The organism is Alicyclobacillus contaminans DSM 17975, assembly GCF_000429525.1.
GTDB lineage: Bacteria > Bacillota > Bacilli > Alicyclobacillales > Alicyclobacillaceae > Alicyclobacillus_A > Alicyclobacillus_A contaminans.
In genome coordinates, this window is sequence record NZ_AUCA01000001.1 from 18,772 (window position 1) to 38,310 (window position 19,539).

At 57.6% G+C, this 19,539-nt stretch carries 15 protein-coding genes; 7 read left to right on the forward strand and 8 right to left on the reverse strand.

Annotated elements, in window-relative coordinates:
- Positions 1 to 5: 5 nt before the first annotated feature.
- On the forward strand, positions 6 to 1,478 hold the full coding sequence (locus G463_RS17705; protein WP_051321705.1) for an APC family permease: 1,473 nt from the start codon (positions 6 to 8) through the stop codon (positions 1,476 to 1,478).
- Positions 1,479 to 1,583: 105 nt separating this feature from the next.
- Here G463_RS17705 and G463_RS17710 read toward each other — a convergent pair whose 3' ends face one another.
- On the reverse strand, positions 1,584 to 3,689 hold the full coding sequence (locus G463_RS17710) for a sigma 54-interacting transcriptional regulator (RefSeq protein ID WP_245575648.1): 2,106 nt from the start codon (positions 3,687 to 3,689) through the stop codon (positions 1,584 to 1,586).
- A gap of 188 nt (positions 3,690 to 3,877) precedes the next feature.
- Here G463_RS17710 and speB point away from each other — a divergent pair, with 188 nt between their 5' ends.
- The 3 genes from speB (at position 3,878) to G463_RS17725 (ending at position 7,660) form a co-directional block, all read left to right on the forward strand.
- The gene (gene speB / locus G463_RS17715; RefSeq protein WP_084171077.1) at positions 3,878 to 4,825 is read left to right on the forward strand and encodes an agmatinase; all 948 of its coding nucleotides are present in this window, start codon (positions 3,878 to 3,880) and stop codon (positions 4,823 to 4,825) included.
- Entirely contained in the window at positions 4,812 to 6,167 is a 1,356-nt protein-coding gene (locus tag G463_RS17720; RefSeq protein WP_035484805.1) for a putrescine aminotransferase, read from the forward strand. Before speB ends, G463_RS17720 begins: the two co-directional genes overlap by 14 nt.
- A 62-nt stretch (positions 6,168 to 6,229) precedes the next feature.
- Positions 6,230 to 7,660 (forward strand): APC family permease, encoded by a 1,431-nt coding sequence (locus G463_RS17725; RefSeq protein WP_051321707.1) that lies wholly within the window; start codon positions 6,230 to 6,232, stop codon positions 7,658 to 7,660.
- A 647-nt stretch (positions 7,661 to 8,307) separates the two neighbouring features.
- On the opposite strand, the gene G463_RS0100125 is transcribed toward G463_RS17725, so the two are convergent.
- Positions 8,308 to 9,834, reverse strand: a complete 1,527-nt coding sequence (locus G463_RS0100125) for a DHA2 family efflux MFS transporter permease subunit (RefSeq protein ID WP_026973592.1) — start codon at positions 9,832 to 9,834, stop codon at positions 8,308 to 8,310.
- Between the two features lie 35 nt (positions 9,835 to 9,869).
- Positions 9,870 to 10,325 carry a MarR family winged helix-turn-helix transcriptional regulator gene (locus tag G463_RS21410; RefSeq protein ID WP_051321708.1) on the reverse strand — a complete coding sequence of 152 codons (456 nt, stop codon included), beginning with the start codon at positions 10,323 to 10,325 and terminating at the stop codon, positions 9,870 to 9,872.
- Between the two features lie 220 nt (positions 10,326 to 10,545).
- On the opposite strand from G463_RS21410, the gene G463_RS0100135 reads away from it, so the two are divergent.
- Complete coding sequence (locus tag G463_RS0100135; RefSeq protein WP_051321709.1) at positions 10,546 to 11,427, forward strand: fumarylacetoacetate hydrolase family protein; 882 nt, start codon at positions 10,546 to 10,548, stop codon at positions 11,425 to 11,427.
- Positions 11,428 to 11,444: 17 nt separating this feature from the next.
- Here the strand turns inward: G463_RS0100135 and G463_RS0100140 are convergent, their stop codons facing one another.
- Both G463_RS0100140 and G463_RS0100145 read right to left on the reverse strand, forming a co-directional pair.
- Entirely contained in the window at positions 11,445 to 12,074 is a 630-nt protein-coding gene (locus tag G463_RS0100140; RefSeq protein WP_026973594.1) for a response regulator, read from the reverse strand.
- Between the two features lie 7 nt (positions 12,075 to 12,081).
- Complete coding sequence (locus G463_RS0100145) at positions 12,082 to 14,037, reverse strand: sensor histidine kinase (RefSeq protein WP_026973595.1); 1,956 nt, start codon at positions 14,035 to 14,037, stop codon at positions 12,082 to 12,084.
- A 741-nt stretch (positions 14,038 to 14,778) separates the two neighbouring features.
- Here G463_RS0100145 and G463_RS0100155 point away from each other — a divergent pair.
- A complete protein-coding gene (locus G463_RS0100155; protein WP_026973597.1) occupies positions 14,779 to 15,516 on the forward strand; it encodes a hypothetical protein in 738 nt (245 codons plus the stop codon).
- 108 nt (positions 15,517 to 15,624) lie between these two features.
- On the opposite strand, the gene G463_RS0100160 is transcribed toward G463_RS0100155, so the two are convergent.
- Together G463_RS0100160 and G463_RS0100165 are read right to left on the reverse strand one after the other, a co-directional pair.
- Complete coding sequence (locus tag G463_RS0100160; protein WP_026973598.1) at positions 15,625 to 16,131, reverse strand: hypothetical protein; 507 nt, start codon at positions 16,129 to 16,131, stop codon at positions 15,625 to 15,627.
- A 236-nt stretch (positions 16,132 to 16,367) separates the two neighbouring features.
- Entirely contained in the window at positions 16,368 to 16,937 is a 570-nt protein-coding gene (locus tag G463_RS0100165) for a hypothetical protein (RefSeq protein ID WP_026973599.1), read from the reverse strand.
- Positions 16,938 to 17,219: 282 nt separating this feature from the next.
- Between G463_RS0100165 and G463_RS0100170 the strand changes: the two genes are divergently transcribed.
- Positions 17,220 to 18,593 carry an FAD-binding oxidoreductase gene (locus G463_RS0100170; protein WP_035484911.1) on the forward strand — a complete coding sequence of 458 codons (1,374 nt, stop codon included), beginning with the start codon at positions 17,220 to 17,222 and terminating at the stop codon, positions 18,591 to 18,593.
- A 107-nt stretch (positions 18,594 to 18,700) separates the two neighbouring features.
- Here the strand turns inward: G463_RS0100170 and G463_RS21415 are convergent, their stop codons facing one another.
- A complete protein-coding gene (locus G463_RS21415) occupies positions 18,701 to 19,285 on the reverse strand; it encodes a LabA-like NYN domain-containing protein (protein ID WP_051321710.1) in 585 nt (194 codons plus the stop codon).
- Positions 19,286 to 19,539 lie beyond the last annotated feature (254 nt).

Genomic DNA, 19,539 nt, shown 5'->3' on the forward strand with positions numbered 1-19,539 from the left:
GTGCAATGGCCGAGCATCCGCCCTATCTGGACGACGATGCAGCCGATTTGGCCCAGTTTGGCTATCGGCAGGAGTTAAACAGGAATCTCAGCTTTTTGTCGAATTTCGCGATTGCGTTCTCCTTCATTTCTGCAACGACCGGAATTTTCAGTCTGTTTGGTTATGGACTCTCCACCGGCGGACCCGCCTTCATTTGGAGCTGGCCTATCGTATTCGTCGGACAATTTTTGGTGGCGTTGTCCATGGCGGAGGTCGCTTCCAATTTTCCGATTGCCGGCTCCATCTACCAGTGGGGAAAACACTTGGTGAATCACGCCTACGCCTGGTTCTCAGGATGGATTTACCTGGTGGCGCTGCTCGCCACGATTGCCGCCGTCGACTTTGGAGCAGCTCCGTACATCGCTGGAGAATTTGGGCTCGACGGGAGTCGACAATCCGTATTGGTCGTTATCACCGCCGGTGTGATTATCCTGCAGACAGTCATCAACTCGATTGGCGTGAAGGTGACGGCCATCATTAACAACATTGGGATGGTGGCTGAAATTGTGGCGATGATTGTCCTCGCGGGGGCATTGTTTGCGGTCGGCGTGCATCATGATGTGACGTTTGTCTTCAACACGGCGGGGGTAGCAGGCAGAGGGGGATATCTGCCCGCATTTCTCGCCGCCATGCTCACATCCACGTGGGTGCTGTACGGGTTTGATTCAGCGGGCAGCCTTGCGGAAGAGGTGAGAAATCCACGTCAGGCCGTGCCCAAAGCGATACTGTCCGCACTCGTCATCACGTTCGTCATTGGCGCATTGGCCCTGTTGGCGTTTGTGCTCGCCATTCCCAATCTCAGCGATGCCATGAAGTCCACCGTCCCTTTGACATACATTCTTCAAAGCAACCTGGGCGATTTTGTGGCCAACGCGTTTATCTGGATGGCCATTCTCGCCATCTTTGTCTGCGGAACTGCGGTGCAGGCTACGGTGTCGCGGCTGCTGTACTCCTTTGGGAGAGACGGGAAAATACCCGGTTCCTCACTGTGGACGCGCGTTTCCACTCGTTTTGAGACACCCGTTCCTGCGATTGTTTTCAGTGGCCTGTTCACCATTGCCCTCATTCTGTCCGCCTCGGCTGAGACGTACATCGTAAACATCTGTGTCGTGGGGATCTATCTCGCGTATCTGAGCGTGCCTCTTGGCGCCTTGATTGCGCGATCCCGCGGCTGGGACGGGACGCGTGCCCCATTCCACCTTGGCCGCTTTGGTGTATGGGTGAATGTGCTTGCGGTCCTGTGGGGGGGTTTCGTGATCCTCAATTTATGCTGGCCGCGAAACCCGGGGGCCGCTTGGTACATCAATGGCTCGGTACCGCTCCTGGCGGTGGTCGTGTTGGTTCTTGGGGCATTGTACTATCTGCCTGTGGTTCGGCCGCGTGAGCGGCGGGAACGTTATGGGGCGGACGTCTCGGTGACCGGTCCACAGTCTGAGTGAGGACTCTTAGGCACTGCGCAATTCCGACCTAACAACGTGCAACATGCCTCCACGGAACCCGCTGTGGAGGCATGCGTCTATCTCCTTTGAGAATGGCGTTGATGCTCACGACTTATTGGCTCCGTTGCGCCGGTACTTTCGGCTCACCGACGACTGGCTGATGCCGAGTGCCCGCGCTGCTTTCGTGGTGGTCCCGTACTGTTCCATGGCGAGCGCGATGAGTTCTCGCTCCACCTCTTCAAACGCTTGCTTCAACGGAATGACTTGTCGAAACCGTCGGTTTGCTGCACGTCCGTCCAGCAGTGTCTCCGTCGTACGCTTCGACAGCAGCACCCGCTCCACCACGTCGGCGCCAATCACCTCGCCGTCGTTCTTGATGGCCACGCGCTGGATGACGTTCTGCAGTTCCCGGACATTTCCGGGGAATTCGTAAGCCTCAAGCAGTTCCAGCGCCGTGCTCGAGAATCTCAGATTGCGTCCATAGGTCTGGTTGAACTGGTAGAGGAAGTGCGCGGCGAGGGCCGAAATATCCTCTTTACGTTCGCGCAGCGGTGGGACTTCGATGGGGAATACGTTGATGCGATAAAAGAGGTCCGCCCTGAACTCGCCCTTTTCGACCAACTCTGCAAGTGAGCGATTGGCTGCGGCAATCAGCTGCACATCGAACCTGATGGGCGTTGTGCCGCCAACCGGGTAGACTTCCCGCTCCTGAATCGCCCGCAGCAATTTGCTCTGTATGCCGAGCGGAAGTTCCGAGATCTCATCCAGGAACAGGGTACCTTGATGGGCCTTCACAAACAGTCCGATTTTCCCGTCCTGCTTCGCCCCGGAGAATGCCCCGCGCTCGTAGCCGAACAGTTCACTTTCCAACAGCGCCTCGGGAATGGCGGCACAGTTAATCTTGACGAATGGTTGGTTTCTGCGGTCGCTCAAGGAATGAATGGAGTTTGCGATGATCTCCTTGCCGACGCCGGATTCGCCTGTGAGCAGAACGGTGGTGGAGAACTGAGCCACCCGCTCCGCTTCCCGCATGACTTCGTGCATGGCCGCGCTGACGTAGATGGGAACCGTTCCGGATAGCTGCGAGATCCGCTCCCGGAGTCCCTCCAGTTCGCGGCGGTAGTCTTCCTTCTGTTGCCGCGTCCGCTCCAGCTCTGACTGAAGCCGAAAGACTTCGGTGAGGTCGCGGGATGCTACCACAATGCGTTCCAGTTTGCCCGATTTCGTCAAAATCGGGTTGCCCGAGCAGACCATCGGGTGTTCGCCCTCCTTGTGCATAAGCGAGACTTTTTGGCGTTTGGCGCGCGCTTCCTGAATGACCTGGCAGACCAAGTCTCCGCAGATGACCGGTTCGGCGATGGGCTGTCCTATGAGTTGATGCGGCGGCGTGGTCCAATGAGCCGCAATGTAGTGCTCGCTGGTGCGCAGAAGTCTGCCTTCCGCATCCACCACGATGATCTCATCGTAAATCGTGGACAAAATCCCCTCCAAGTCCTGGTTCACCTGCCGCACTGAGTCCAACTCCAGAGCCATGGCTTCGACCGAGGGGAGATCCTGTATGACAAGGGCAATCCCTGACACGTGATTCCGACTGACGAGAGGGACAAAGTCCACCAACAGGGCCGGGTGTCCGTTGCGGGACGTGATGACCTGATTGAGCAAGGTGTTTTGCGTGTATCGCACGTACTGAAAGGGCGGTGTGCCGAGGAGACGATTCATACGGATGTGTCGCAAGTCCTCTTCCGTGAGGCGGAGCATGCGCAGGGCTTCCCGATTGCTATTCACCACTGCATAGTCGTTGTCGACAATCATCAACCCGCGAGGAATGGATGAAAACAACTTTCGCAGCCAGCCGATTTCGCTGTTCGACTCGTCAGAGACGATGCTCAGCAGAAAATCCTCACGCAAAATGTACCGCAACCCCTGTTCCGTTTCAACCAAGGTTACCTCGTCGGACAGTACGTCCAAGGCCATCGTGGCCAGGTGCGGATACGGGATGACGCGCAGCGGAGGGCTGGTGAACAAGTCATCCAGTGACCGTTTGTCCTTCGGCGCCTGCATGGCCAATAACAGGGCAAAACTCTTGACAGCCATCATCTGATTTCCCACGCGTCGAAAGACGACTGGATGATCTTCCATTCGCAGCCGTTCGCAGCACACATCGAGGTTGGTGTCGTCGTCAAGCACGACGGGATCGCGCAGACAGTCCATCAGGTTCAAAGGAACACACCACCCTCCCACCGGGGATGCAGGTTATGCACGGGTGCATTACATATTCATCCGTGCCTCATTCTTGTACCGAAACATAGCACGAAAATACCAATTCTTCAATCATTTCAGATTGGCATGATCGTTGCTAAGTACTATGGGCAAGGCCATGAGGAGAGGAGGGCCCACCGTTGTTGCAAAGCAGTTCCACCTTTCTGTATAGCAATCCCGACTACCGCGCTGCCTCCGTTGTCCTGTTCGGCGTACCCATGGACTACACGGTGTGTTTCCGACCGGGCGCCAGGTTCGGACCGGCGCACATTCGGCAGGCATCGTACGGCCTGGAACCGTACAGCCTGCAGTTTGGGGACACGCTGCTGCATCGCTCCTATCACGATGCGGGGGATCTCGTGCTGCCGTTCGGGAATGCCAAGGACAGTCTGTTGCGCACCGAAACGTATGTCTCCGGCCTAGTGAAGGATGGCAAGACGCCCTTCGCGCTCGGTGGAGAACACCTGATCTCGTTGCCCATCATTCGCGTGCTTCACGAACATCATCCTGATCTTCACGTGATTCACCTGGATGCGCACGCCGATCTGGCCGACGTGTATTTTGGAGAATCCGTCACACACGCGACCGTCATGCGGCGCGTGCTCGATTTTCTTCCACACAACCAATTCGCCCAGTTCGGGATTCGCTCGGCGGACTGGTCCGAACTCGAATTTGCCGCAGCCCGTCCATTGCGGCAGTGCACCATGGATGTGGCCGAACCGCTGGCGCAATGGCTGGCCGAGGTTCCGCAGGCCACGCCCTTGTACGTGACCGTGGATATTGACGTGCTCGATCCGGCGTTCGCCCCGGGCACCGGCACCCCGGAGGCGGGCGGGATCTCGCCGCGGGAGCTGTTTGCCGCATTGGGCCTATTGCGCGGGCGAAACGTGGTCGGCGCGGACTTGGTGGAGGTGGCCCCGCAGCTCGACGCGTCCGGTTGCACGGCCGTGCTCGGCGCGAAGATTGTTCGCGAAATGTTGCTGACCCTGTTTGAAGGAACGGCGCGGGGGTCGGACGCGGGGGATGATTCCGGCCGGTTGAATCAGGCCCAAAAATCCATGGAGGTGGCAAATCATGCCCGACTATAAGCACATTTACGATTACACCCAACAGGTGCTCGAACTGATTTCGCAGTCGCATATCACTCCGGAGACCGCCAGGTGGGTGACGCAGGAGACGTTGGATGGATTTCGGGATCACGTGAATCCAGGGTTTCTCGAGTACCGCAAGTCCGTGACGCTGGGCGGATTGGATGCAGCGGTGGAGTGGGCGGACGCTGGTGCCAACGGCTTCGTGGATGTGAACGGCAAGCATTACATCGACTGTCTTGGCGGATTCGGCATCTATAACGTGGGCCACAGGCATCCGAAGGTGGTCAAGGCGGTGGTGGATCAACTGAACCGTCAGGCGCTGCACAGTCAGGATCTACTCGATCCGCTCCGCGCCATGTTGGCCAAAATCCTCGCCGACCTCACACCGGGCAATCTGCAGTATTCCTTTTTCACCAACAGCGGCACCGAATCCGTGGAGGCCGGGTTGAAGCTGGCGCGGGCGTACCAGCGCACCAAGCCGACCATTCTCGCAGCGACCAAGGCGTTCCACGGCAAGAGCTACGGCTCGCTGGCAGGGACGGCCAAAGGCGTATTTCGACGTCCATTCATGCCGCTCTTACCGGGGGTGCGGCATGTACCGTTCAACGATGTGGACATGATGTACAAAACCATGCAGGCGTGCCAGATGGTCGGGGAAGACGTGGGCGCGGTCCTGCTCGAACCAATTCAGGGCGAGGGGGGTGTCAACATTCCGGATGATGATTACCTGCCTGCGGTCCGTGAATTGTGTAATCAGTTCGGAGCGCTGCTGATTCTGGACGAGGTGCAGACGGGGATGGGACGAACCGGGAAGATGTTCTGCTGTGAACACTACGATGTAGTCCCGGACATCCTGTGTTTGGCCAAATCGTTTGGCGGCGGAGTCATGCCGGCGGGAGCTACCATCGCAACCGAGGCGGTCTTCTCGCGGTTGTTTGATGATCCCTTCCTGCACACCACCACGTTTGGCGGAAATCCGCTCGCCTGCGCGGCGGCGATTGCGAACATTCACGTCCTGATTGAAGAGCGTCTGCCGGAGCGGGCCGCCGCGATGGGGGATTACATGCTCAGGGGCATGCGGGAGGCCGTGAAGGGCCACGAGGGCAAAGTGGTGGAAGTGCGAGGCAAAGGTCTGCTCATGGCGATTGAGTTTGTCGACAACAAGGTCGGCTACGAGGTGGCCAAGCACATGTTCGAGCACGGTGTTCTCGTCGCGGGAACGCTGGTGAACGCCCAGACGATTCGCGTGGAGCCGCCGCTCACCATCGGTCAAGCGGAGGCGGACAGAGTGTTTGAGGTGTTGGCCGGGGCGCTGGCGAGCACGAATGTGCGTCTATGAGAGGGTGAAACAACAACGGTTGAATGCATGAAACAGGGTCCGAGGTGGAGGCGATATGGGGTATGTCCCAGACCAACGAACTAAAGCACAATGTGCTGACCAAAGCGGATTCCATCATCATGGGGGTGGCGGGCACCGCGCCCGCCTACTCCCTGTCGGCGAGCACCGCCGCATTAATTGGGGCCGTGGGGCTGATGGGCCCCGGCTCCATTCTGTACGCGGCGGTGGTGATGTTTGGCATCGCCTTTGCGTTTATGTATCTCAATCGGTGGAGATCGGACGCGGGTGCCAGCTACGCCTGGGTGGGACGGGCCATCAGTCCATCGCTCGGCTTCATGAGTGGATGGGGGCTCGTGGTGGCGACGTGTCTGTTCATGATTGCGGGATCGTTGCCGGCGGGGTCGGTGACGCTCGACCTGATTGCGCCGTCGCTCGACAGCAACGTGTTGGCGGTGACCGCTGTGGGGGCGGTGTGGTTTCTGGCGATGAACATCCTCATCATGTTGGGGATTCAAATCACCGCAAAATTCCAGAAAATTATGACCATCATCGAGGTGCTCGCGCTGTTGGTGATTGCCGTGGGCGCGTTTGTGAAGTTTTCCGCCCATCCGGTTCAGCCGTTCTCGTGGTCGTGGTTTTCCCCAGCTCATTTTGACCTGGGCACGTTCATGTCCGGATCGTTGGTCGCTGTCTTTTACTACTGGGGATGGGATGTCACGGCCAATCTGACGGAGGAGACCGAGGATAGAAACCGGGCGCCGGGCTACGGCGGCGTGTTCGGTATGGTGGGTATCTTCGTGCTATTTGAGGTCATGCAAATTGCGTGTCAAATGGGCCTCACCCAAGACCAGATCAGCAAGGCCAGCACCAACCTCCTGCCGGTGGTGGGCGACATGATCTTTCCTCGCCCCTGGGGAGACATTGCGATTCTGGCGGTGCTCATCAGCACCATCGCCACGTTGGAAACCTCGTTGCTCCAGGCCAGCCGCACGCTGTTCGCGATGGGAAGGGACAGAGTGATTGGGGAAAAGTTCGGGCAGCTGCATCCGCGATTCCAAACGCCGTGGTCGGCGGGCATCGTGATTGGCATTGTCGCGCTGGTGTTGTTTGTGCTCTCCAGTTTCAGTTCTACCGTGAACGCCTTGATGACAAGCGCTATCAACGCCATTGGCTTACAGATTGCGTTTTACTACGGTCTGACCGGGTTCGCCTGCGCCTGGTACTACAGGCGGCTACTCACTCGCAGCGTGGGAACGTTTGTCATGCGGGGGCTGTGGCCCGTGGTGGCGGCACTTTTCCTGTGGTCCGTGGCACTGTATGACATTCCTCAGCTCGGTTGGACCACCGATGCCATCGGAATGGGCGCCTTATTGATTGGCGTCTTTCCACTGGTATATTACCGCCTCAAGTATCGAAGTTCGTTCTACACATCCGGGCGTGAATGGGCGGAGGTGGGGGTTGTCCCGCCAGCGGCCGCCAGCGCATCCGAGTGACACGTACGGTAGGAGCACACCACCAAGCCCTGGCCAGGGGTGGACCGGTGTGCTCGTCGCTTCTCCACACGTGCCTCTCGAATGACACTTTGAAAGAGGAATGACCCGAGGACTACTTTGTAAAACTGGTCCGGATGACACCCGGCGATATATTGGACGGCATGAATCACCGAACTCCGAACGACGTTGGATGAGATGGTGGGCGCTCACGCGACGTCAAGCCCGGAACGGACATTCCTGCTGAATCTCTGAACGGCAGACATGGTGTGGTAAAAGAACGAGATGAAGAGGAGGGAAGCGTGAGTTCGTCTCTCACCCGCGCGGCACATGTGAAATCATCACGGACTTGTGAACGGGGGTGTGAGGAAGCGGGGCTTTTTCTTTTCTTCATTGAGTGCGCTGTCCAATTCAATCAGACTCGACTGGAGTGAGGAATGTAGTCACTATTTCCCGGAAAATGTCGAGGGTTGCCGACGGTGACTGGTACGGGGTGTAACGCGCGTCCCGAAATGCTGCACCAAAGGTTGAAGGTTTGTTCAGTCCAGTTGGGCAAAATCGGCGGTACACTGACCGTCTCTGACAGTGGGGATAACTGGACAAAACAACAGGATGCCCACACCGGGGCATCCTGTTTTCACATGCAGAGGTCACCCCTCGCCCAAAACGCAAGAGCGAATGGTCTGGCTCTTTGGTTTATGGGCACGCTGGGTGATGGTGTCGGGTTGCGGCGTGGTCCGTCGGATGAAGAACGACAAGATGAACGCCACTACTGCGAGTGCCGTCGCGACCATGAATGCGTCGTTGATGCCCATGACGGTACCCTGCCGGATGGCTTCCGCAGCGTAAAGTTTGTCGGTCGGCAGGATGTGCTGCTGCACCATCAACTGCGTCGCGTGCGTCTTCGCTCGGGACGTCATGATGGATACGAAGAACGCGATGCCGATGGCGCCCGCCACCATACGGAAGGTGTTGAGCATGGCGGTACCATAACGGTTCAGACTGAGCGCCAATTCGTTCAATCCCGCGGTGGTGATGGGCATCATCAGAATGGATATGCCGAACATCCGCAGAGTGTACACGACGGTCACGTAGGTGAAGGTCGTGTCGAGTTTCAGCCGTGTCAATGCGTACGTGGTGACAATGGTGAGCATCATTCCTGCCACCGCCAGCCACCGGGCGCCGAACCTGTCAAACAGCTGACCGGTGATGGGAGACATGAGTCCCATCAGGATGCCGCCCGGCAAGAGCATCAAGCCGGACAGCAGCGGTGAGAAGCCGCGGACATTCTGCATGTACAGAGGCATCAGAATCATGCCTGAAAACAGCGCCATGGTCACCAGGACGTTGATGATGGTGGTCAGCGTGAACATGGGATAACGCAAGATCCGAAATTCGAGAATGGGATGACCGACGGTGAACTGCCGCCAGACAAACAGCAGCAGACCCACGCCCCCCACCACGAGGGTGGCGATGACCGTTGTATTGTCCCATCCCTGGCTCCCGGCTTCGGAGAATCCGTACAGCAAGCCGCCAAACCCGAACGTGGACAAAATCACACCGAGCGTGTCCAGTTTTGGACGGCTGGTCTCTGTCACATTTTTCACCAGGAATATGGCCCCGATAAAGTCCATCAGGGCGATGGGGAAAATGATGAAAAACAGGACGCGCCACGAGTGGCTCTGCACAATCCAGCCCGACATGGTCGGACCGACGGCCGGAGCGAAGTTTATGGCAATGCCGAAGATACCCATGGCAAATCCGCGCCGTTCGGCCGGAAACAGGATGAAGATCACATTCGTAATGAGCGGGAACAGAATCCCCGCACCAGCGGCCTGCACCACTCGGCCAATCAGAAGCACCGGGAAGTTTGGCGCAATCCCGCAAATGAGTGTGCCCAACGCGAACAGGCCGACGCAGCTCAGATACAGTTGTCGCGTGGTAAAGCGCTCCATCAGGAACGCGGTGATGGGAATGACAATTCCGTTGACCAACATGAAGATGGTCGCCAGCCAGTCCGCCGTCGCGGCGGAGATGTGCAGGCGGTCCATGATTTGCGGCAACGCGATGTTAATCAGCGTTTGATTCAAAAAGGCGACCAGCGCACCCGCCAGCATGACGCCGAAAATGGGACCAATTCGAACGTTCGGCGCGCCCTTGACTGGAGTGCTTGTCATGGCGATTCTCTCCCTCTTTTCTCGTATGAAGAATATCAGTCGTCGACTTGCAGAATTTGAATCAGAGCCCGATGCAGCTTCAACAAGGTCTGAATATCCTCGTCGGGAAACTCCAGAAACTTCAGAAGGGCCTTGGATAATAACGAACCATTGCCGAAGGCCCGCTCTTGCAGTTGCTTGCCTTTGCCCGTGAGTCGAATGGCCACTGTCCGCTGATCTTCATTGAGTCTATCCCGCTCCACGACGCCGCACTCCACCAGCCGTTTGACGACGCCGCTGACGGTGCTGCAGCCGAGTTGGACGCGTTCCGACAACTCGTTCAGGGACAGATCTGGGGATTCCGACAGAATGCGAACCACGAGCAGCTGCACAGGCGTCAATCCCAGGTGATCCGCCTGTATGCGCATCAGGTGCCGCATGGATCGATCAACCTGTCGAAATGAGTGCAGAAGCTCCCTGGCTTGGGCGGCCTTCTGATGTTCATCCGTCAATATCCACCCTCCCTTCTACTCTTTGAATACGAATGTTTCATACGACAAATATTTCGCATGCGAACAAACGACTATACTACGCCTGTTTGCGTCAGAACTCAAGCGGCATGTGCCTCGGGAGGAATTTGTGCAATAATCCGAAGTGACAGTCTGACAAAACGCGCCGAGCACGGCCGCGAGATGCACGCGAAACGGCAGCGGCGTGGGGGAGGATGGAGACATGCGTATATCCGTGGTTCAACAGGGAAATGTGGACGCGCTGGTGATATGGATGGCTGACCGGCTGTTTCGCCTGTCGTCCGAGTGGGCGTTGGCCAACGGATTGCCGCATTCAGCAGAAGCGCTGGTGGCGCTCGGGCGGGACGGCGTACGAGCCCTGGCGGAATGGCAGCCTCGCTTACCGCAACTCCCGGATGCCGGAGATTGGGTCGAGCCATCGGATGTGGTGTTTCTGCCGCCGGTTCCACGAGGCCGAAAGATCGTGTGCGTTGGCCTGAATTATCGAAAGCACGTGGAGGAAACACACTTGGACGCTCCCTCTGCGCCCCTGCTCTTCAGCAAATTCGACAACGCGTTGACGGGCCATGACGCGGTGGTGGCACGGCCGCGACAGACAACCCAGCTGGATTACGAAGCGGAGATTGCGGTGGTGATGGGCAGGAAGGCGCGCGATGTGCCAGAGTCTGACGCCTTGGACTACGTGCTTGGACTGACGCTGGCCAACGACCTCTCTGCGCGGGATGTTCAGTTCGCTTCGTCCCAGTGGCTGTTGGGGAAAACCTACGACGGATTTTGCCCCATCGGTCCCGCGCTGGTCACTCTCGACGAATGTCCGGACGTGCACAACATTGGTCTTCGCTGCAGCGTGAACGGCGAGTTGCGACAGAACGCCAGCACGGCGCAGATGATCTTTTCGTTTGAAACGTTGATTCACTACGTCTCGTCCCAATTCACCCTGGAGCCGGGGGACGTCATTCTGACGGGCACGCCGGACGGGGTCGTGCTGGGGCAGCCGGAAGAGGAGCGCCATTGGCTGCAACCGGGAGACGAGGTGGTGGTGGAAGCGGAGGGCCTGGGGCGTCTGCGCACGGTGATTGAGTGACGGACGCCCTGCCGCGCCTACTCAATGAGGTTGAGGGCGCGGCATTTCTGGACCGCTTCCAGGCGGCTGGTCACGTTCAGCTTCCTGTAGAGGTTGGTCAACCGGTTTTCCACCGTCTTCACACTGATGAACAGTTGCTGCGCCATTTCCGCATTGCTCTTTCCTTCGGCGAGCAGCCGGATCATCGTCCAGTCGATGGCTCGAAACTCCGAAATGTCCGTGGTGGGCTGCAGGCGCATTCTGCGGAACAGAGTGATGGGGACTACGGTTTCCCCATCGAGTATGCATTCGATGGCGCGCTGGACGCGCTGGAGCGGCATGCTCTTCGTGATGAAACCGCTGATGCCAATCTCCAATAAGCTCGCCAAGCTGGACTCGATGTCCGTGGTGCCCGTGTACACAACGATGTGCACGTCGTCGTCCATGGCTCGAATTTCCGAGGCCACCTTGATGCCGTCCATGCCGGGCAGGTGCAAATCTACAATCACCATGTCCGGCTGGCTGTTGCGAAGTTGCTCCAGTGCCGCAGGTCCGTTGTCCACCACTTGAATGTTGGCTGCGGCGTTCATCTGTTCCAAAAGCATGCGCAGGCCGAAGGCGGTACCCGGATGGTCTTCGACAATCAATACCGACTGAATGGCAGGCATGGTGAGATCATTCCATCCTTTCTGTCGACGCGGGGTGAAGTGGGAGCGTCATGCGCAGCACCGTGCCCGTGGCACTGCTGGATTCCACCTGGATTTGTCCGCCGCTGCCCGTGACGACGAATTTGGCAATGGCCAGACCGAGTCCAAGGCCGCTCGGCTTGGTCGTGTTGAACGGAATGAAAATGTCGTCCCAGGCGTCGACGGGAATCCCAGGTCCGTTGTCCTCCACGTGAATATCCACGAAATTTCCTCGCTTGGACAATCGAACGGTGACGCTGCCGGACGTCTCCGCCTGGCTGGCGGCGTGCAGCGCGTTGTCAATGAGATTGTCCAGTGCGCGCGTGATTTTTTCTCCGTCCATGTGCCCCCACAGGGCCTCTTCTCCCGTGCGGTTGGCGAACGACAGATGAACGCCTTCTCGCTCGGCCGCAGGCTGCATGTGCAGAACCGCCTGCGCCACCAGGGCGACCAGATCGCATGGACCGGGATGCAGCTTTCCGGTGCGGAGAAATTCGGTGAACTGACCGATGATGGTGTGGAGCTGCTGACCAGCCACACGGATGTGGCCAATCAGTTCCTCCGACTTGGCCTTGTCTCCTGAAACGCGAGGCAGCAGTTCGAGTAAGTTGTTCACCGTGGTCACTGGATTGCGCAGTTCGTGAATCAGCGCGGATGACACGAGGCCGAGAAAAGCCATGGCGTTCGCCCGTTCATCGCGAATGGTTGCCGCCACCTCGTGCACGAAGTGGTTGAAGTTCTTGGTGGCGGTGCTCACCTGGTGCGCCAGTTCACCGATTTCGTCGTTGCGGAAAGTCGGCAGTGCCAGTGCGTTGCGGTTGCCATCGGCCAGGTTGGCCACCTGGGCTGTGATGTGACGCAGCGGCCTCACCACGTACCCGGACACGAAAAAGCTGATGATGGCGACAATCGTCAATAGCAGCAGCATGATCCACAGGTTGTCCCTCATCAGCTCTGAGAGACCGGCAGTGACCTGGCCGTAATCGGAAACAAAGCCCACCACGTAGGTGGCTCCGCCGTACGGAATGGGAACAAACGTTTTCAGCACGCGCTGGTTGAGCAGGGTCTCCACCTCGTATTGGGGCGCATTTTTTTCAACGGTCTGCTGAATGAGACGTTCGTCATCGGCCATGTTTGGATAATTATAGCTTCCGACCAATGTTGGTAGGTTTTTGAAGTCTATCCACGTTTGCCCGTCGTTGTGATACACAATCGGCGTCTTTCCAAAGGTCTTCGGATTGAACACCGTGACGTCCAGCAACGACGAACTTTGGGACAGGATGCGTTGAATCAGGTGATCCAACCCGATGGTCGTCGCGTATTGAGAAACGGCGGACGTTTCGACAAACGGATCGATGATATAGTTGGTCTTGCCGTCATAGTAATAACCCCACTTGTCGATCTGGGATGGGTTGGATGTGGCGTTGGCCCACGGACCAGACCAGAAGTGCGGTGCGGTGTCACCAAAGCCGACCGTGACAGGCTTTTGGTTCAGCAGTTCGTTGAACGCTTGGAACCAACCCGACATTCGCTTGGTGCTCAGGCCAATTTCCTGTGGATTGGACGACTTCACGCCGACGATGTCGTCCCCTTTGCGCTGCAGCAGGGTGATGTCAGACACGCCCAACTGTTTTGTCAGTCGGACCAACTCCTGGTTCGACACCTTGGCGGCGTCCGGGTTGAGCGCGAATTCCGCGGCGATGGCTGCTATTCGCAACTTTTCGCTGATCATCTGATCCATCGCCTGCTCGCCTTGTTGGAACTCCGCCAACTGTGACCCCACTTCACTTGCCAGCTGAACGTTCTGTTGAACGGCGCTGTGAATCAAAATGTGCCGGGTTGTGAGATAGTACAGGCTGCCCGCTGAAAACAGCAGTACGGAAAAACATATCATGAATACGCAGAACATTTTTGTGCGCAGGGGAAACTTCGCGGTTCGGATCATTTGGCCCCCCCCTTGTCAACCCCATATTTTATCGAATTCTGAAGAGATGTGATAAGTTTTTTTCCGATAATGAAGTATCCCGGTATGAGCAGATGTGCCAGTTGGCCCGGCGTGGCAAGGAAGAAGAGGAGCGGGCGCCGTGGTAGGATTAATTTTCCTTTTATGTATGAGTGTGCGAATTTAACATAAGGGGATGTAGGGGATTCCCCGTATTATCCCCTGATTTCTGTTCTGGGGCGGGCGAACGGCGGGGGAGGCTGTATAATTGATTGCGTAAGGACAAGTTGTTTGGTTACTTGGTTCCTTCGCGACCGGGAAACAAGTTCGCCAGGCACACCCGAAATACCTCGCGGAATTTGCTGCGGGGTTCTTTTTTTATTTTTTACGACGAACGGGATGAGGATAGAAAGCAGGGACCAGGCTACAGTGTCCTGTTCTCCCACGCGGGAAAGCAAGCGTATCACACAGCTGCGTTCGACATGAAGAGAGCCGATGGGGCGTTGGCATCATTGAGCATCGGAAGATTCTGAAATTCACCACAGCAGCGGAGCGAAGGTTCTGACCATGGGTTATGTAAGATAACATCACGTGATTTTCAGGAGGGGTGAGCCATCTCAGGTGCGCAATGGGCTGTACAACCCTGGCTGAGAGCGTATCATGGAGGTAATCGACAGACAGTGTGGAAAACGGCACAGATTCCTAGGGCGATTCCCACGGTGGTGCGCAAAGGAGGGAACGCATTTGACAGACGAATCCACGCAGCGCGGAGATGCCACGTTTGACCATCGTTACGCCGATCTGTTCTCTTTGAGCGAATCAGGGCAAATTCGCATCACCGCCAACCATCGGCCGGCAGTGGAGGCGGTGTACCTGGAGAATTGGCCGGGGCTTCTCGATTACGTTTACACCTATACAGAAGAATGGATGATCCGCGACGACGTGGCGGACAAGCTGTACCCGGCGCTGCGAAATACGTTTCACCCGGAGCAAAAGGTGGACGTGCTGGTATCGAGTCTGGAACTCTGGGGACTGCAGGTGTGCGCGGACGTGACTGCGGCGCTGTGCCTGTTGGAGGCGGATGCGGCCGTGTACGGCAATTCTGCGTTCATTCTGCAGAAGATTCGTAAACACGCACGAAGTTACTCGACCTACATTGCACGCCGGGAGCGGGAATTGATACTGCGCCCCGCACTGGAGAACAGCCTGCTCCAGCCGGGCGATGGATTCTATCTGGCCGCACCTCTGTTGTCCAGCGAGATGGAGTTCTTTCGCTGGAACATGCGGTGGATGAGTGAAGCGCTGCTGCGGCGCAGGCCCGCGATGGAGGAGGCTTTCATGCGAGCGGAGGAACCGGACGTGCGGTGGGACGTGGGGCCGGTGGTTCTCGACATTCTGTACAACATGGCGGTGATAGCGGGGTTCGTGGCGCATCGGCAGGATTTCAAACGATACTATCAATCTCTCGAATCGGCGAGATGAGACGTGGGCATGCTGGAGCGGACTGTTGCATCGGGCGCGGAAGGCAACACGCGGGAGGGGCGCGGTGCACCCCGCCCCTTGTCTCCGCTTGGTCGGCGATGGACGCTGTCAGGATCTCTCCTGCAGTTGCAGGCGGATGAAATACCGGTTGCTGAGTCCGTCCAACATCTTGGAGATCCCGTCGAGCTTGGAGCTCAATTCGCGTCCTTCGTATTCCCCTTCTATGGAGATCTCAATGTTTCGTTGACCAAATTGGCGAATGGGTTTGGGGGTGACAGCGGCGGTGGCGATTTCGTCCACAGCATCCGCGGACGAGTTCTCCGCCTGTTCTGCTCGAGCGGCTTTGAGGGCGCTAAGTCCGCCACGGTAACGAGGCAAATCGGACAGTTTGGTGGCGACCGGTTTGGGCAATTCCCAACTGGAGGTGGAAGCTCGCGGTCGCGTTGGAACGTTCAATTCGTGCAGCAGCTTGTAAAAGACATTCGGATCCATATTCCAAAAATCTCGAATATCTTTTGTCTTGTATCGCTGACGCCAATCTGCCAGCTTCTCTCGCTGTTCTTCCTTGGACAGTTGCTGAAATTCTTCGAACGGCAACACATCATCGAGCGGCATTTTTTTATTCCACGACCTTTCTGTACCTTTTTCTGCAGCGAACACCCAATGTGTGTCGATGCTCAAAAACAGTTTAACAAAATTTGATTTCTTGTTGTATGAAAAAATTTTGCAATCGTTATGTCATTTCCATTGGAATTGTCTAAAATTTTCAGGACATACCCAAGGAACTTTGCAGGGCAGCAGGGAAGGACGGGGGCCGGGGCGGCAGTCCCCGGCCAAAATCGCAGTGCAGGTCAAGGCGCCGCGCCCACCGTGCTACCGACAGTATGGACGGCACCGCTTGCCGCACCGCCCACCGCGTTGGTGGCACCACCCGTCGCGGTGATGATACTGTTGAGCGTGTCTCCTGCTGCACTCCCGATTGAGCCAGTCCCGCCGCTTGGTGCGCCGGATGATCCGGGCGCATGATCCGTGCTTCCCGAAGCGGTGTTCGCAGGGAGAGGGGATGTTGGAAGTGCGCCGTTCGCGCTCCCCTGGCCGCTTTGTCCCACGGGGGCCCCGCCGCTCGAGCCTAGTTCAGTTGGGCGACCCCCGATGCCGGTGGCATCAGGAGAGGATGTCGAGGTCCATCCACCGGGTGCCGCATTGACCGGGGACAGCCGCGTCCCGGCATCCGTGAGGCCCGTTGAACTGCCTTTGGTGCTGGTGGGCGCCTCGGCGTGGGCCGTTTGAAGCACGATGTTGGAAGCGTTCCCATGATGGCTGCGAATCAAAGACATGCCGAAATAGCCGATGGCGGCGCAGCTCGCCACGCCCGTGACGGAGAGTGCGCTCATCGCCCAACGGTGACGCGGGAGATGCATGGGCAAGCCTCCTTTCGACAAACGATTCAGCGTGCCGGAAACATGGGTGTAAATTCAATGTAGGGCAATCGTAGAAAAAAGTATGTCGAAAACTGTCAGATAAGACCGGGTTCGCAAACATTTGTTGATCCACCGCGAGCTGCCTGTCCAATCCGTTCCAGATAGGCAAGCGCATAGACCCTGCACTCGCCATCCCAAAAGAAAGCGTTTATCCTAGAGTTGACACAAAATCCGCGAGCTTCTGAAGGTTTGATCGATGTTCGCATTCTGGGAGTGTTGTTCATGAGCCATTGGAAGGAAGCATTGGCTGCCGCGTTGGGACGGCCGGATGCCGTTCGGACTGGAGATTCGGTGCGGAATCAGCACGCGGGCGATTTAACCTACCACACGCCGCACGCACCGGATGCCGTGGTGTATCCGCGGTCGACCGTCGAAGTGGCCACGGTGCTCCGGTTTGCCAACGAGCATCGCATTCCCGTCACCCCCTACGGTGTCGGCACCAGCCTGGAGGGGCACACCATCCCGCTCATGGGCGGAATCACCCTGAACATGACCGAGATGAATCAGATTCTTGAAGTGCGGCCCGGAGACTTCTTGGTTCGCGTGCAGCCCGGTGTTACCCGCGTGGCGCTGAACCATCATCTGCGCTCCTACGGCCTGCAATTTCCACTGGATCCGGGGGCGGACGCCACGCTCGGCGGCATGTGCGCCACCAATGCGAGCGGCACCACCGCCGTTCGCTACGGCGTCATGCGCAACCAGGTGATGGATCTCGAGGTGGTGCTGGCGGACGGCACCGTCATTCGCACCGGCAGTCAGGCGTTCAAATCGTCGGCGGGTTATCATTTGACCGGGTTGTTCGTCGGGAGTGAGGGCACACTCGGGGTCATCACCGAACTGACGCTGCGGCTGCACGCGATTCCGGAGCACACCGCCGCGGCGCGAGCCGTGTTCGCGAGCGTCCGCGACGCCTGTCAGGCGGCGTACGACATTATCGCGTCCGGGGTCCCCATCGGTCGGGTGGAATTGGTCGATGCCCTGACCGTGTCGGCGGTGAATCGGCTCAAGGGGACGGATTATCCGGAACAACCCACCCTGTTCCTGGAGGTCCACGGCACTCAGGCAGCCGTCGCGGCGGATCTGCAATTGGTGTTGGATATCTGCCGCGAGAACGGTGCCAAGGCTGTGGTGCAGGAGACCGATCCGGCGCGGCGCCATCAACTCTGGGAAGCTCGCCATGACGCCGCGTTGGCGATATCTGCGACCGCCCCGGGCAAGAAGATGAAAATCACGGACGTCTGCATGCCGCTGTCGGAGTTGCCGGATGCCATTCACCATGCGCGGACGACGATTGACGCTCGAGGGATATACGGCGCCATTCTCGGGCATGTGGGAGACGGCAATTACCACGTCCAGTTCATGGTGAATCCGGAGGACAAGGCGGAGTTGCGCGCGGCGGACGAGGTCAACGCCGAGCTCGTCCGCTACGCGTTGGCCCGCGGGGGCACATGCACCGGGGAGCACGGCGTTGGAATCGGTAAAATGGGGTTCCTGCGTGAAGAACACGCGTCCACCATCGGGCTGATGCAACAGATCAAACGCGCGTTCGATCCGAACAACATCTTGAACCCAGGCAAGGTCTTCACGATGGAGTGAAGCCTGCGCTGGCTGGGCCTTCACATGCAAAACCGCCCCAGGTCCATCGCCGCGGGGCGGTTTTGCGCACATTGGACACGGATGACACCGTCAAGCACCGGACATCCTCAGCCTGCCGTGACGTTGTTGGACGCGTTGCGCCGGGACTGGTAGTGGCCGAGCCAGCACTGCTGAAAGTCGTCTTCAGTTAATTCGAACACTTCATCCGCTTCTTTTCTCAGTTCGGTCGGTTGCCCCGGTGTCAGTACGACCTCCACAATCTTGCCCAGTTTCTTGATCTCCTGAATCGGTGTGATATAGTCCGTGTCTCCACTGAAGATAATGGCCGTGTCATAGCTGTTAGTGTACGCGCCAATCAGCAGTTGCGTCGCCAGATTTACGTCCGTGCCTTTTTCTACGGGGATGTACGTGTTGGGATTGTTGGGGTCGAAGGGGACGCCGGGTATTTTGAGTTTTTGAATCCAGCCCTGAACCACGGTGAAACGGGGAATGTGGCTGAGCGCGGCGACCAACCCCTGCTGCTGCGGATCGTTCACAGTGTAGAAGTACGAGCGCAGGAGTTGTCGGTTGGGTCGCTTGTTGACCACGAGATCGCACATCTGTTGAAAGTTGTAGCGCGGAGGCTGCTTCAAGTAAAACTTGCAGGCGTGATAAAAGTTGTTGCCATCAATAAAAACCATCACTCGTTCCACAGAATTCCTCCTTTTGTGTAGTAAAGAAGGTCAGGCGTACCTGACCTCCCCTTAATACAATATGCGGTTAATGAAGCCGTAGCAACATTAACGTCCAGATACCCCTCGAGAGTTCGTCCAACTCCCGAGCACCGTTGCTGAAAATATAGTATGCAATCCGATAGAAAAATGCAAGACCCTGTCGAATCATGGCGGATTATTTTCTCGCTCACCGTCACAGAGCCATGGGTTTATGAGAATTCTATCATTGAAAA